Origin of the sequence: Burkholderia sp. AU15512, from assembly GCF_002223325.1 — a bacterium.
Lineage (GTDB): Bacteria > Pseudomonadota > Gammaproteobacteria > Burkholderiales > Burkholderiaceae > Burkholderia.
This window is the reverse complement of record NZ_NKEX01000006.1, coordinates 489,204-503,577: the sequence shown is the minus strand read 5'-3', so window position 1 is coordinate 503,577 and position 14,374 is coordinate 489,204. Positions and strand designations below refer to the sequence as shown.

The window sequence follows — 14,374 nt, the reverse complement described above, 5'->3', positions numbered from 1 at the left end:
GATTTTGTGCTCGGTTCGCCGCCCCGTCGCCGGCCGGCCCATGCAGGGCCGGCGGACAAAATTCCGCGCCAGTATATCCACATTGCCGACCACCGCACAACGGACGCCTCATGCTGCATAGGCGCGCGCTCGTCCTGTCGATTCTCGTGCTCGCATCGTGCGGGCTCGGCTACGAACTGATCAGCAGCGCGCTGTCCAGCTACCTGCTCGGCGATTCGATCCTGCAGTTCTCGTCGGTGATCGGCTGCTACCTGTTTGCGATGGGGATCGGCTCGTGGCTCGCGAAGTTCGTCGAGGACAACGACGTGCTCGACCGCTTCGTCGACATCGAGCTGCTCGTCGGCCTGCTCGGCGGCGTGTCGGCCGCGCTGCTGTTCGCGGTGTTCGCGTGGCTCGCCGCGCCGTTCCGCGCGGCGCTCTATGCGCTGGTGCTGGCGCTCGGCCTGCTGATCGGAATGGAGATCCCGCTCGTGATGCGCGCGTTCCAGCAGCGGCGCCAGGCGTTCCGCCATACCGTCAGCGAAGTGCTCACCTTCGACTATCTCGGCTCGCTCGCCGTATCGCTGATCTTCCCGCTGGTACTCGCGCCGCGTCTCGGCCTGCTGCGCACCAGCTTCCTGTTCGGGCTCCTGAATGCGTTCGTCGCGCTGTGGACGACGCACCTGTTCCGCGACGAGATCCGCAACGTACGCGGCAAGCTGATGCGCGCGTCGCTCGTGATCGGGCTGCTCGTCGCCGGCTTCGCGCTGTCGGACCGCATCACGCACTGGGCCGAACACGGCGTGTACGGCGACGAGACGATCTATTCGGAAACGACGCCGTACCAGCGTATCGTGCTCACGCAGTGGCACGACGACATGCGGCTGTATCTGAACGGCAACCTGCAGTTCTCGTCGCGCGACGAGCACCGCTACCACGAGGCGCTGATCCATCCGACGATCGAGGCGCTGCCGTGGGCAAAGCGCGTGCTCGTGCTCGGCGGCGGCGACGGCCTCGCGGTGCGCGAGCTGCTGAAGCACCGCAACCTCGAACAGATCACGCTCGTCGATCTCGATCCCGCGATGACGAAGCTGTTCTCCACGTCCGCCCCGCTCGTCAAGCTGAACCAGGGTTCGCTGAAGGACCCGCGCGTGCACGTGATCAACGATGACGCGGTGCGCTGGCTCGAATCGAATGCCGACGTGTACGACGCGATCGTCGTCGACTTTCCCGACCCGACCAACTTCGGGCTCGGCCGGCTGTATTCGGTGCCCGTGTTCCGGCTGCTTGCACGACACCTGTCGGAGAACGGCTACGCGGTGATCCAGTCGACGTCGCCGTATTTCGCGCCGCACGCGTACTGGACCATCATCGCGACGCTGCACGAAGCCGGGCTCAACACGTGGCCGTACCACTGCTACGTGCCGTCGTTCGGCGACTGGGGTTTCGTGATCGCCGGCAAGCGCCGCGACTTCACGGTGCCGACGCACTACGCGGTGCCCACGCGCTGGCTCGACGCGCAGACGGCCGCCGAGATGTTCCACTTCCCGGCCGACATGCCGGCGCTGCCGATGTCGCCGAACGAACTCAACGACCAGCCGCTCGTGCGCCGTTTCGACGACGACTGGAAACACGTGCTGCGCTGATGGACCGCCGCACGTTCCTCGTCGCGTCGGCGGCCGCGTCGCTCGCCGCCTGCGGGCGCACCGGCTGGATCGAGACGACGCCGCAGGTCGGCTACCCCGGCATGCGCGAAGGCCACGCGCTGCGCGACCATGCGACGCTGCCGCCGCCGTCCGGCACGATCGAGACCGACGTCGCGATCCTCGGCGCGGGCGCGGCCGGTCTGTCGTGTGCATGGCAGCTCGCGCGCGCGGGGCACAAGCGCTTCACGGTGCTCGCCGGCCCCGAATTCGGCGGCAACGCGGCCGGCGGCCGCTTCGGCGATCTCGGCTATCCGAAAGGCGCGCACTACCTGCCGCTGCCGTCACTCGAATCCACGCATCTGCGCGACATGCTCGCCGATCTCGGCGTGATCGAATCCGCACCGTTCTCCGCGCGCCCGGTGTACGACGAGCGCGCGCTCGTTCATGCGCCCGACGAACGGCTCTTCATCGCCGGGCAATGGCAGGACGGCATCGTGCCGACGGCCGGCCTCGGCGCCGACGAACTCGCGCAGCAGGCACGCTTCTTCGCGTACACGGACGGGCTGCGCACCGCACGCGGCGCCGATGGCCGCAAGGTGTTCTGCATCCCGATCGCGGAATCGTCGCGCGACCCGCGCTGGCGTGCGCTGGATCGGCGCTCGTTCCGCCAGTGGCTGCTCGACGACGGCTACACCGCGAAGGCGCTGCACTGGTACCTGAATTACTGCTGCCGCGACGATTATGGCGCAGGCTACGAGCATGTTTCGGCATGGGCCGGCCTGCACTATTTCTCGTCGCGCGGCGGCCATGCGGGCGATGCAAGCGACGGCGCGGTGCTGACCTGGCCCGACGGACTGCACACGATGGTGACGAAGCTCGCCGATTCGATCACCGCGCGCACCGGCTCGACCGCATGGTCGCGCGACGGCTTCGCGGTGCGTGCGACCGAACGCGCGGGCGGCGTCGACGTGCTGTGCGCGCGCATCGGCAACGACGGCGCGCTGTCGACGTTCACGCTGAAGGCGCGGCGCGTCGTCTGCGCGATGCCGCTGTTCGTCGCGGCGCGCGTGTTTCCGCAGCTTGCCGCGTACGGCTTCGATCCCGCGCGCGACCTGCCGCCGCGTGCGCCGTGGCTCGTGTCCAACTTCCTGCTCGACGGCATGCCGGCCGAGGAAGCGGGCATGCCGCTCGCGTGGGACAACGTCGTCTACGACGGCGCGGGGCTCGGCTATGTCGTGTCGACGCACCAGATTATTCGCATGTCGCCGCCGACGCGCTCGGTGTTCTCCGCGTACCAGGCGTTGAGCACGCAAGCGCCGGACGACACGCGCCGCTGGCTCGCGCAGGCCCGACCCGACGCGTTGCGCGAACAGGCGGCGATCGACCTGCAGGCCGTCTATGGGCGCGAACTGTGGAAACATGCGACGGCGCTCGAGATCACCGTGCGTGGTCACGCGATGGCGACACCCGACGTCGGCTTCCTGAGCCGGCCGGGGCTGCTCGCGCTGCGCGATGCCGACGGCCCCGTCGTGTTCGCGCATGCCGATCTGTCCGGGCTGTCGCTGTTCGAGGAAGCATCGTACTGGGGCGTGCTCGCCGCCCGGCGCGTGCTGGCCTGACGGCCGTCCTCCGTCATTGCGGCGCCGCCGCCAGCCGCTATAATCGCCCGACATTCCGACTGCATTGAGCAGGCCGACGTGCCGCGCCGTCCGACACGCCGTATGCCCTCCTCGACAACAACAATGACGAACCGAACCATCCGACGCCTTCGCCCGTTCGTGCGCGCCGCCGCACGCGTGCTCGCCTGCGCCCCGCTGCTCGGCGCGCCGCTGGCGCTGCATGCGGCCGACTCCGCACCCGCCTCCGGGCGCTACATCGTCGTCGACACCGGCCATACGCCGGCGCGCCCGGGCTCCACCGGTGCGAGCGGCCGCGTCGAATACCTGTACAACCTCGACCTGTCCGCGGCGGTCGCCGAGAAACTCGCCGCGCATGGCGACCGCGTGCTGCGCACGTCGGCCGACGGCCGCGAGATCGCGCTCGATCAACGATCGACGCAGGCGCCCGACGCGAACCTGTTCGTGTCGATCCATCACGACTCGATGCAGCAGCAGTTCATCGACGCGGGCCGGCAGCGCGAATTCCGCGGCTTCTCGGTGTTCGTGTCGGAACGCAATCCGCACTATGCGGAAAGCCTGCGTTGCGCGAAGGCGATCGCCGAGCGGCTGGTGGCGGCCGGCGAGCGGCCGTCGCTGTATCACGCGCAACCGATCCGCGGCGAGAATCGCCCGCTGATCGACCCTCAACTCGGCATCCACCGCTTCGACGATCTCGTCGTGCTGCGCACCGCGCCGATTCCGGCGGTGCTCGTCGAAGCCGGCGTGATCGTCAATCCGGACGAGGAAGCGCGGCTGGCGCGTCGCGAGACGATCCAGAAGCTGTCCACCGCGATCGCGGGCGGGATCGACGCGTGCACGACACCGCAGTAAGCAACGATAACGCCCGTCGGGCTCAACGGTTTTCACCCAGTCAGGAGCATCACCATGAAAATGAAGCATCTGCTCGCATCCTGCGCGCTGCTCGCGCTTGCCGTTCCGTTCACCGCCCATGCTGCCGGCTGCGGGAAGCCACGCAGTGCGTTCGACCAGGTGTACTGCACCAGCACGCAGTTCTCGCAGTCCGACCGCGATCTCAACGACGAATACGGCCGCCTGCGCAAGCAACTGAGCGGCGACCAGCAGGCGACGCTGAAGGCCGGCCAGCTCGCGTGGCTGAAGCAACGCGACGCGCAGTGCAGCGAGACGCGCAATAACAGCTACCTCGTGGATATCCAGTGCGCGAACGACATGACGCAGTCGCGGCTGTCGTTCCTGCGCGAGCGTGAGCGCGAATGCTCGAGCACGGGCTGCGTGACGTCGAAGCTCGGCGAGTAAGGGCCTCGCGCCTGCCGTGCCGCGCCGCGAGACGTTTCGCGACGCGGCGCCTCGTGCCCTTGCGCACCCTGCGCATCGGCACCGAGAAAGGAGCGGCGATGCGACATGAATTCTCCGAAGTCCTCAACGATCTGGTCGACTATTTTCTCGTCGGCGATCTCCTCCTGCTCAAGCGCTTCAAGGAACGGCACGGGCTGCCGGACGACGTCGCATCTGCGTTCACCACGGGCGACAGCGGCGACCGCGCCGTGCTGGAAGGTGTCGTCGTTCCGCTCGCCGGCATCGAGAATCATCCGTACACGGTGATCTTCACGCTGGATGGCGATACACCCGAATTGCTGAGGACGGGAAGCCGCCTGCAGCATCGGCGCGGCGGGTACGTACTGCGCGTCGAACATCGTGCGGTCATGCTCTACACCTGGCGGATCCTCGAACGCTTCAACGACACAACGGTCAACGCACTGCTCGCGCGTTACCGCGAGCCGGGCCGACCCGTGATCGAGATCGACAACGGCTGGTATGAGGTCGAGATCCTCGGCGGTGAAGTGCCGCGCGACGGCTGGTTCGAGCCAGCGTTCGAATTCGTGCTGAAGAGAACCGACGTGCCGGGCGATGCATCGCAGGTGGATATCGACTACCGCTTTGCGATAGAAGGCACTCTGGATCCGGCGAATTGAATCCCGCGCGCGACGGCGCGACATACGGCAACCGATCAGGCGGCGTACACATGACACCGAACACGATGCACATCGACATCCGCCCTGCCACGCCCGCCGATGCCCCGGCCATCGCCGCCATCCACGTCGCATCGTGGCAGGCCACCTATCCGGGCATCATGCCGGCCGCGTTCCTCGCCGGCCTGTCGGTCGAAAAGCGCACCGTTTCGTGGCGCCATGCGCTCGACGCCGGACGGCCGCGTGTCGCGCTCGCGTTCACGGAAGGCGAGCCGATCGGCTGGATCGCGTACGGCTCGACCCGTGACACCGACAAGAATCGCACCTGGGGCGAAATCGAAGCGATCTACCTGCATCCCGCGCATTGCGGGCAAGGCGTCGGCGCGGCGCTCGTCGACCATGCGTGCCGTGCGCTGCATGACACGGGCCATGAATGGGTGTCGCTCTGGGTGCTGTTCAAAAACCATCGCGCACGGACGTTCTATGAACGCGAGGGCTTCGTCGCCGAAGACGACATCAAGACGTTCGAGATCGACGGTGCGCCGATTGAAGAAGTGCGCTACTGGCGCGCATTGCCGAAACGATCGTCATGACGGCATCGCCACCCCTACCGCAAGACGCGTTTGCATCAGCTGCAGCAACTCGCGGATCTTCGCGTTGACGGAACTGCGGCTCGAATAGGCGGCCAGCAGTTCCAGCGGCGCCGGCGTCATCTCCAGCGGCACACGCACGAGCCGCCCGGCGGCCAGCTCGGCCGCGCACCCGCGTTCGACGAGAATCGCGAAGCCGATCCCGTTCACCGCAGCCAGCCCCGCCATCTCGCCGCTATTGACGCGATACCGGCTCGCGACCGGAATCCTGTGAATCCGCCCGTCGCCGTCGGCGAACTGCCACGGCTGCCCTTTCAGCGTGCTCAGCGTCGTGACGCACGGCAACTGCCTGAGCTGCTCCGTCCGCGTCGGCATGCCGGTGCGCTCGATCAGCGACGGCGCGGCCACGACGACGCTCGGCAGGCTCACGAGCGGCCTGACGACGAACGCGCTGTCGTCCAGCTTGCCGCGATTGACGATGATCGACAGGTCGATATCGTCGCGCAACGTCGACACGCCTGCGAGGCTCGTATCGCAATCGATTTCGACACGCGGATGTCGGCTCGCGAATTCCGCAACGATCGGCCCGAGCATGCGCGGCCCGATTTCGCCGGGTACGCACAGCTTCAGCACGCCGCGCAGCTCCGTCTGCTGCGAGGTCAGTTCGAATTCAGCAAGCGTCAGCGCATCGAGCATCGGCTTCGCGCGCTCGTGCAGCAGGCGCCCTGCCTCCGTCATGCGCAGGTGCCGCGTGCTGCGCTCCAGCAGACGCACGCCGAGCCTCGACTCCAGTTGCGCCACATGGCGGCTCACGTTGGAACCGGGTATCGACAGCGTGCGCGCGGCGCTGGCAAAGCTGCCTTCGTCGACGACCGACACGAACACGCGCACCGCGTTCAGATCCAGCTTGCTGCGCATCATTATCCCGTTTCAGGTATCAAAGCTCGCCGATTTTCACGGCTTATCCCGTTCGCGACCGTAATTTACGATGCGGATCCAGTCAAGGCGTGGCCGCCGACGCACGAACCCGCGCCGACGTGAGCACGCGCACGAACCTACGGGAGCATCAACATGGATATCGCCATTCTCGGCGCCGGCGTGGCCGGCATGAGCACCGCGCTTGCGCTCGGCCGCCAGGGGCACCGGATACGGCTCTACGAACGCAGGCCGTCCGAGACGACGATGGGGGCAGGCGTCGTGCTCTGGCCGAATGCCGGCTTCGTGCTCGAGCAACTCGGCCTCCTGCCGGACATCGTCGAGGTCAGCGGCCACCTGCATGCGATGCGGTGCATGGACCGGCACGGCACCCCGTTCAAGCGCTTCGATATCGGCGAACTCGACCGCCACATGGGTTTCCCGACGCGCTCGATCCTGCGGCGCGACTTGCAGGCCGTGCTGGCGCGACACGTCGCCGCGCACGACATCGAAGTCTGCTTCGGTCACAACGCAACAGCCATCGACACCGACACCGATGGCCGCGCGATCGTTCGCTTCGACAATGGCGCGACGATCGCCCCCAATCTCGTGATCGGCGCGGACGGCCGCATGAACTCCGTCGCGCGACGTCATGTGGTCGGCGACGCCACGCCCGTCTATCAGGGATTCGTCAACTGGATCGGCGTCGCGCATAGCGATGTGCCGCTGGTCGACGACGTGTCGATATTCGACTACTGGGGCCAGCGCGAACGATTCGGCATCGTCGCGCTGGACCGGCATCGCATGTACTGGGCAGCGGCCCGGGCCGAGGCTGAAATCGACGATAGCGACGATGCGGCACCGGACGATCCCGGCCCGCTGCTGGAACGGCTCTTCGACGGGTGGCCAGCGCCCATCGCGAACGTGATGCGTACAACACCGCCGGGCACGATCGCGAAGATCCGTGTGCACGATCTCGATCCGGTGGACGTGTGGCACCGCGGCAATGTGCTGTTGATCGGCGACGCCGCGCACGCACCACTCCCCACCTCCGGACAGGGCGCATGCCAGGCGCTCGAGGACGCATGGCACCTCGCCCGTTGTCTCGACGAGCATGGAAAAGGCAACGACCTCGACGCAGCGCTCGCGTCGTTCACGCTGAGACGCACCCGGAAAACCACGGCGATCACGCTACGTGCACGCGAGTTCGCTCACCGGCTATTCGGCAACGACACGCACGACGCTGCTCGACAGGTCGATCCGAGCGCCGGAATCGAAGCGCTCGCGAACGCGTGGGGAGCGGGCCTGCCGATGATGCCGGCGCGGGACTGACAAGACGCGCAAGCGATGGCATTCGATCACAAGAACCACCGATACTCCCGCGCCCCGATTTCATTGCGGAAATCCAGTTCCTCCTGCCGCTTGTTCTCGCAATACACCATCACGAACTCGCCGCCGAGCCCTTCGCGCACGGCCGCGTGCTCCTGCATCGACGCGACGGCCGACAGCATCTCCTTCGGGAAATCGATCCCGCTGCCGCGATCCTCGTTGAGCGGCGCGATCGGATCGAGCTTCGCGTCGAGCCCGTGCTCCATCCCGGTGAGAATCGCCGCGAGCACCAGGTACGGGTTCGCGTCCGCACTCGCGAGCCGGTGCTCGATCCGCAGGTTGCGCGCATCCGACTCGGGAATCCGGATGCACGCGTCGCGATCCTCGAAGCCCCAGCTCGCGCGGCTCGCCGCATTCACCATCGATCCGTAGCGCCGGAACGCATTGTGATTCGGCGCGAACACGGGCATGCAATGCGGCAGTAGCGCGAGGCAGCCGGCCACCGCGTGCCGCAGCGGCCGCTGCCCGTCCGCGGCGAGCAGGTTGCGCCCCGCATCGTCGTAGAGGCTCACGTGCACATGCATCCCGCTGCCCGGTGCATGCAGGTACGGCTTGCCCATGAAGCTCGCGCGATAGCCGTGCTGCAACGCGACGCCGCGCGTGCTGCGGCAGAACATCGCCGACCAGTCGGCCGCGCGCAGCCCGTCGTCGCAATGGCCGAAATTGATTTCGAACTGGCCCGGCCCGAGCTCGGCGGTGATCACGGTCGCGTCGATTCCCTGCACGCACGCGACGTCGACCATTTCGTGCAGCACGTCGGAGAAGCGCGACAGGCGCTCGATATGCATGTTCGGCTGATCGTCGCGATCGTCGGACAGGCGGTCGCGCGGATACTTCGGCATCCCCGCTTCGAGCTGCGCGGCGAACAGGTAGAACTCGAGCTCGAACGCGACGACCGGGCGGATACCGCGCCGCTCGAGCCGTTTCAGCACGCGCGCCAGCACCTCGCGCGGCTCGAACTCGACCGGCGCGTCGGTGCCGTCCGTCGTGATCAGCATCTGGCCGAGCGGCTGCTTCTCCCAGGTCACCGGCTTCAGCGTGCCGGGGATCAGCCGGCGCACGGCGTCCGGATCGCCGTCGTTGAAACAGTAGTCGCCGATCTTGTAGAGCCCGCCCTGCGTGCCGAGCAGGATGCAGTTCTGCGGCAGCTTCAGCAGCGAGCCGGCCGCCACCTTCTCGAGCGCATCGATCGGGTAGCGCTTGCCGTAGAAATGCCCGGGCAGGTCGAGGCAGATCAGGTCGACATAACGGATCTCGGGATGCGCCTGCCGGAATGCGCGGACCTCGGCGACCAGCGCGGGAACGACGTCAGCCATGTCTCATCCTTTCCATGTCTTGTATGGCGGTGCCGCGATGCGGCGAACCGGATTCATGCAGCACACTCGACAACAAACGCCGCATTTAAATCAGTACTGCAAACATGCTGCGTGGCGCGATGGCCCGCATCACCGCGCGCCCCGCCGACCACTCAGGTGAATACCCAGATCACGCGCGTCGGCACGTCGGTCAGATTGGCATAACGAAAGCGCTTGTGCGCGGGGAGCTGGAATGCGTCGTTCGGGCCGAGCGTGACGGGCGTATCGTCGCCGTCGACCCAGATCGTCAGTTCGCCTTCGAGCACGAAGCCGCCCTGCTCGTCGCTGTCGTCGACGGGCCGCTCGCCGCTGCTCGCGCCCGGCGCGAGATGGCTTTCGAGGATCGAGAAGCGCGAGCGCATGTTCGGCGAAACAAGGATGTCGGTAATGCCGGCCGCGTAATACACGGTGCGCCGCTCGTCGGGCCGCGTCACCCACGGCACGCTGCGCGGTTTGCTCAGGCTGTAGAAATAGGTGGTCGGCACGCCGAGCGCCTCGCCGATCGCGGTGAGATCCGCCACCGTCGGGCGCGACAGCCCGCGCTCGACCTGCGACAGAAAGCCGACCGAGCGGCCGATCCGTTCCGCGAGATCGTTGAGCGTGACCTTGCGATGCTTGCGCAGGTCGCGAATCAGGATCGCCAGGCTTTCTATCTCTTCCTGTTCATTCATGGTGGGTTCCGGTGCAGTCAGACGGTATCGCGCAGACGGTACCAGGCCTTGCCGATCGCTTCCAGCGGCGCGGCGAGCCGGTCGCCGCCGGGGAAGCGCGGGTTTCGGATGCGCTGGTACTGCGCGAGCAGGCGTTCGTCGCCGAGCACCGCGTCGGCCACCGCGCGCGCACCGGCGAGCGTCGGCAGCACGCCATGCCCCGAGAACCCCTGCAGCCAGAAACGCTGCCCGCGGCGGCCGATGTCCGGCGTGCGGCGCATGCTGATGTCGATATGGCCGCCCCACGCGTAGTCGAGCGGCACGCCGGCCAGCCGCGGGAACACGCGTTCGAGGTGCGGGCGCGTGGCCGCCGCGATATCGGCCGGAATCCCGCCGAGATACGTGCAGCCGCCGCCGAACAGCAGCCGGTTGTCGGGGCTCAGGCGGAAATAGTCGGGCACGAACTGGTTGTCGATCACGCAACTGTTCTGCGGCAGCAGCGAACGGGCGACGTCGGGTGCGAGCGGCGCGGTGGCAACCTGGTACGTGCCGACCGGCAACAGCCGGCGCGCGAGATCGCGATCGAGCCGGTCGACGTAGGCGTTGCAGGCCAGCACGAGGACGTCCGCGCGCACTTCGCCGCGCGCCGTGCGGGCAACGTGGCCGCCGGCCGTCTCGCGGCAGTCGAGCACGCGGCTCTGCTCGAAGATGCGGCCGCCCGCGCGCTCGATCGTCTGCGCGAGGCCGAGCGCGAGTTTCAGCGGATTCAGGTGGCCGGCCTCGGGATCGTGCAACGCCGCAAGGTAACGCGTGCCGCCGATCCATTCGGGCATCTCGTCACGGCCGATCACGCGCAGCCGGTCGTAGCCCCAGCGTTCGGCCGCTTCGTCGCGCGCCTGCTCGAGCATCGCGACACGCCGCGGCCGCACGGCCGCCCACAGGCTGCCGGGCCGGTAGTCGATGTCGAAGCTGTGCCGCGCGGGCAGTTCGCGCACCTCGGCCGCGGCCCAGCGCATGCTGTCCCACAGCAGGCGCGCGCCGTCGCGGCCGAGCGAATCCTCGAGCGGCTGCATGTCGCACGACCAGCCGAGCAGTGCCTGCCCGCCGTTGCGCCCCGACGCGGCCCACGCGACGCGGCTCGCTTCGAGCACGACGACCCGCTTGCCGGCGAGCGCCAGGCGCAATGCCGTATGCAGCCCGCTGAAACCCGCGCCGACGACGAGCACGTCGGCGTCGATGCGTTCGTCCAGCGCCGGACGATGCGGGATCGGCGCCGGGTAGGTGCCGGCGTAGTAGCTTGCGACGTGACGGTCGGACTGCACGAACATGCGGACTCCCGTGAAAATTACGCCGAGAAATTTCATGAAAAATTAGCACGGCAATTTCACGGAGGCAAGCGGGCAAAAAAACGCCGGATCGGCCGATACACGACACGCGTTGCGCATGAACCGCACGGGCCAGGTGAATGTTCCCGCCATCCACCCGGACGAAATTTTTACCGTTGTAAAAATTTTGGACTGAGAGAATGACGCGCTGAGACAGCGCGCTACCCATCCAAGCACGGCCCCCGTAACCCCTTTCAGACCCGACCCAATCGCTGACGGGAGACAAGAAAGATGCCCATGAACCGGGATGCAAGCCCGATGGCCGAATCGGATCACGGAGAATTCTCGCTGAGCGAAGTCCCGCTCGAGAAACGCACCGGATTCCTGTCCATCACGATGGTGTTGTTGAGTTTCACGTTCTTCACGGGAACGATGTTTGCCGGCGGCAAGATCGGTGTCGCCTTCGATGTCGTCAGCATGATCCAGATCGCCGTCATCGGAAACCTGTTGCTCGCCGTCTATGCGGCGTCGCTTGCGCTGATTGCCGCCCGCAGCGGCCTGAACGCGGTGCTGATGGGGCGGTTCTGCTTCGGGGAAACGGGCAGCAAGCTGTCCGATTTCCTGCTCGGCTTCGCCGAACTCGGCTGGTACGCATGGGGCACCGCGACGGTGGCGATCGTCCTAGTCAAGCTGCTGGGTTGGCCGCCCGCCGTGACCACGCCGCTGATGATCCTCTTCGGATTCGGATTTTCGATCACGGCCATCATCGGCTATCGCGGCATGGATGTGCTGTCGCGCGTCTCCGTGCCGCTGATGTTCGTGCTGCTGATGACGTCGATGGGGATCGCCACCCGCGATATCGGCGGCTGGGCCGGCCTCACGCATGTCGCGCCGTCCCAGCCGATGCCGTTCTCGGCCGCCGTGACCATGGTCATCGGCACCTTTGCCAGCGGCGCGACCCAGGCCACCAACTGGACCCGCCTGGCACGCAGCGCGCGCAGCGCCGTCTCGGCCAGCATGATCGGATTCTTCGCGGGCAACGGCCTGATGATCATCGCGGGCGCATACTGCGCGATCGTCTATCAGCAAGCCGACATCGTCGAGGTGATGATGCTGCAGGGCCTGTCGATCGCGGCGGTCGTGATGCTGTGCCTCAATCTCTGGACCATCCAGGGGCCGACGATGTACAACGTGGCGGCCGCCGGATGCCATCTGCTGCGCACCGAACGGCGCCGCACGCTCGTACTGGTGGGTGCGGCGATCGGCATCGTGCTCGCGGTCGGCGGGATGTACGCGTGGCTGATTCCGTTCCTGGTGCTGCTCGGCTCGATCATTCCGCCGGTCGGCGGCGTGATCATGGCGGACTACTGGTACCGCCATCGCGGGCAATACCCGTCGCTCGCCGCCGCCCGCCTTCCGCGCTTCAATCTGGTCGGCGTGGCCGCGTATGCCATCGGCGCCGGACTCGCCTATACCTCGCCGTGGATCGCGCCGCTCGTCGGCATCGCGGCGTCCGCCGCCGCCTACATCGTGCTGCTGCAGATTGCCCGCGCGTTCGCGCGCGAGCCGTCCGTTCAGGGTGAATGATTCCGCTGCACACCGTCCCGCTCCCCGAACCACAGGAATCCTCATGAAAATCATCAACGCCAGATTGCGCGGCCGAAGCGGCCTCTTCACGATCGACATCGATGCGGGCACGATTCGCGGCATCGACCTCCAGCCGTCGCCGCTGGCGTCTCAAGGGGACGACGTCATCGATGCGGGCAGCCATCTCGTCATCCCGCCGCTGGTCGAGCCGCATATCCACCTCGATGCGACGCTGACCGCGGGCGAACCCGAGTGGAACATGAGCGGCACGCTGTTCGAAGGTATCGAGCGGTGGGGCCAGCGCAAGGCCACCATTACCCATGAGGATACGAAAGCCCGCGCCCACACCACGATCGGCATGTTGCGCGACAACGGCATCCAGCACGTGCGCACGCACGTGGACGTCACCGATCACACGCTTGCCGCGTTGAAGGCGATGCTCGAGGTCAGGGACGAAGCACGCGACCTCATCGATCTGCAGATCGTCGCCTTCCCTCAGGAAGGCATCGAGTCGTTCGACAACGGACGTGCACTGATGGAGCGCGCGATCGACATGGGGGCCGACGTCGTGGGCGGCATTCCGCATTTCGAGAACACGCGCGACCAGGGCGTGAGCTCCATCCAGTTCCTGATGGAACTCGCGGAGCGCAAGGACTGCCTGGTCGACGTTCATTGCGACGAAACCGACGATCCGCACTCGCGCTTCCTGGAAGTGCTTGCCGAGGAAGCGCGGGTTCGCGGGATGGGCCCGCGCGTCACCGCCAGCCACACGACCGCGATGGGTTCCTACGACAACGCCTACTGCTCGAAGCTGTTCCGGTTGCTGAAGCGCTCGGACATCCATTTTGTTTCGTGTCCGACCGAAAGCATCCACCTGCAGGGTCGTTTCGACACCTTCCCGAAACGACGCGGCATCACGCGTGTCGCGGAACTCGATCGCGCCGGCATCAACGTGTGCTTCGGACAGGATTCGATCAAGGATCCGTGGTATCCCATCGGCAACGGCAACATCCTGCGCATCCTCGACGTCGGCCTGCACGTGTGCCACATGCTCGGCTACGAAGACCTGCAACGATGCCTCGACTTCGTGACGGAGCACAGCGCCCGTGCGATGTCCCTGGGGGACCGGTATGGCATCGCTGTCGGGCGGCCGGCCAACCTGCTGATCCTCGACGCGGATTCCGACTATGAAGTGGTTCGCACGCAGGCCAAGGTGCGCGTGTCGCTCCGTGCCGGGAAGGTCATCATGCAGCGCGCGCCCGAACGCATCACCTATCCCGAAGCAGGCGCGCGTTGAGCGGGCGACGCCGCTGGTCCGACATGCAGGAGGA

The 14,374-nt window shown here is 66.8% G+C and carries 13 protein-coding genes; 9 read left to right on the top strand and 4 right to left on the bottom strand.

Going from position 1 to position 14,374, the window contains the following annotated elements; all coding sequences use genetic code 11:
* The first annotated feature begins 110 nt into the window (after positions 1-110).
* The 6 genes from CFB43_RS21595 to CFB43_RS21570 all read left to right on the top strand — a co-directional run bounded on the left by CFB43_RS21595 (position 111) and on the right by CFB43_RS21570 (position 5,825).
* Entirely contained in the window at positions 111-1,625 is a 1,515-nt protein-coding gene (locus CFB43_RS21595; RefSeq protein ID WP_089496494.1) for a polyamine aminopropyltransferase, read from the top strand.
* Positions 1,625-3,244, top strand: coding sequence for an NAD(P)-binding protein (locus tag CFB43_RS21590; RefSeq protein ID WP_089496493.1), 1,620 nt, complete (start codon positions 1,625-1,627; stop codon positions 3,242-3,244). The genes CFB43_RS21595 and CFB43_RS21590 overlap by 1 nt, the downstream gene beginning before the upstream one ends.
* Positions 3,245-3,367: 123 nt before the next feature.
* On the top strand, positions 3,368-4,114 hold the full coding sequence (locus tag CFB43_RS21585; protein ID WP_089496492.1) for an N-acetylmuramoyl-L-alanine amidase family protein: 747 nt from the start codon (positions 3,368-3,370) through the stop codon (positions 4,112-4,114).
* Positions 4,115-4,168: 54 nt separating this feature from the next.
* Positions 4,169-4,558 carry a lysozyme inhibitor LprI family protein gene (locus tag CFB43_RS21580; RefSeq protein WP_089427009.1) on the top strand — a complete coding sequence of 130 codons (390 nt, stop codon included), beginning with the start codon at positions 4,169-4,171 and terminating at the stop codon, positions 4,556-4,558.
* A gap of 98 nt (positions 4,559-4,656) precedes the next feature.
* Complete coding sequence (locus CFB43_RS21575) at positions 4,657-5,235, top strand: hypothetical protein (protein ID WP_089496491.1); 579 nt, start codon at positions 4,657-4,659, stop codon at positions 5,233-5,235.
* 50 nt (positions 5,236-5,285) lie between these two features.
* Positions 5,286-5,825, top strand: a complete 540-nt coding sequence (locus CFB43_RS21570; protein WP_089496490.1) for a GNAT family N-acetyltransferase — start codon at positions 5,286-5,288, stop codon at positions 5,823-5,825.
* On the opposite strand, the gene CFB43_RS21565 is transcribed toward CFB43_RS21570, so the two are convergent.
* Positions 5,820-6,740 (bottom strand): LysR family transcriptional regulator, encoded by a 921-nt coding sequence (locus CFB43_RS21565; protein ID WP_089498095.1) that lies wholly within the window; start codon positions 6,738-6,740, stop codon positions 5,820-5,822. The genes CFB43_RS21570 and CFB43_RS21565 overlap by 6 nt on opposite strands.
* A 153-nt stretch (positions 6,741-6,893) precedes the next feature.
* Here CFB43_RS21565 and CFB43_RS21560 point away from each other — a divergent pair, with 153 nt between their 5' ends.
* Positions 6,894-8,069 carry an FAD-dependent oxidoreductase gene (locus CFB43_RS21560; RefSeq protein ID WP_089496489.1) on the top strand — a complete coding sequence of 392 codons (1,176 nt, stop codon included), beginning with the start codon at positions 6,894-6,896 and terminating at the stop codon, positions 8,067-8,069.
* A gap of 26 nt (positions 8,070-8,095) precedes the next feature.
* Here the strand turns inward: CFB43_RS21560 and CFB43_RS21555 are convergent, their stop codons facing one another.
* The 3 genes from CFB43_RS21555 to CFB43_RS21545 form a co-directional block, all read right to left on the bottom strand.
* Positions 8,096-9,442, bottom strand: coding sequence for a glutamine synthetase family protein (locus CFB43_RS21555; RefSeq protein ID WP_089496488.1), 1,347 nt, complete (start codon positions 9,440-9,442; stop codon positions 8,096-8,098).
* A 152-nt stretch (positions 9,443-9,594) separates the two neighbouring features.
* Positions 9,595-10,152 carry a helix-turn-helix domain-containing protein gene (locus tag CFB43_RS21550; protein ID WP_089496487.1) on the bottom strand — a complete coding sequence of 186 codons (558 nt, stop codon included), beginning with the start codon at positions 10,150-10,152 and terminating at the stop codon, positions 9,595-9,597.
* A gap of 17 nt (positions 10,153-10,169) precedes the next feature.
* Positions 10,170-11,459 carry an NAD(P)/FAD-dependent oxidoreductase gene (locus CFB43_RS21545; RefSeq protein ID WP_089496486.1) on the bottom strand — a complete coding sequence of 430 codons (1,290 nt, stop codon included), beginning with the start codon at positions 11,457-11,459 and terminating at the stop codon, positions 10,170-10,172.
* 294 nt (positions 11,460-11,753) lie between these two features.
* Here CFB43_RS21545 and codB point away from each other — a divergent pair, with 294 nt between their 5' ends.
* Together codB and codA are read left to right on the top strand one after the other, a co-directional pair.
* Positions 11,754-13,043, top strand: coding sequence for a cytosine permease (codB, locus tag CFB43_RS21540; protein WP_256990101.1), 1,290 nt, complete (start codon positions 11,754-11,756; stop codon positions 13,041-13,043).
* Between the two features lie 43 nt (positions 13,044-13,086).
* Positions 13,087-14,340 carry a cytosine deaminase gene (codA, locus tag CFB43_RS21535; RefSeq protein WP_089496484.1) on the top strand — a complete coding sequence of 418 codons (1,254 nt, stop codon included), beginning with the start codon at positions 13,087-13,089 and terminating at the stop codon, positions 14,338-14,340.
* Positions 14,341-14,374: the final 34 nt, after the last annotated feature.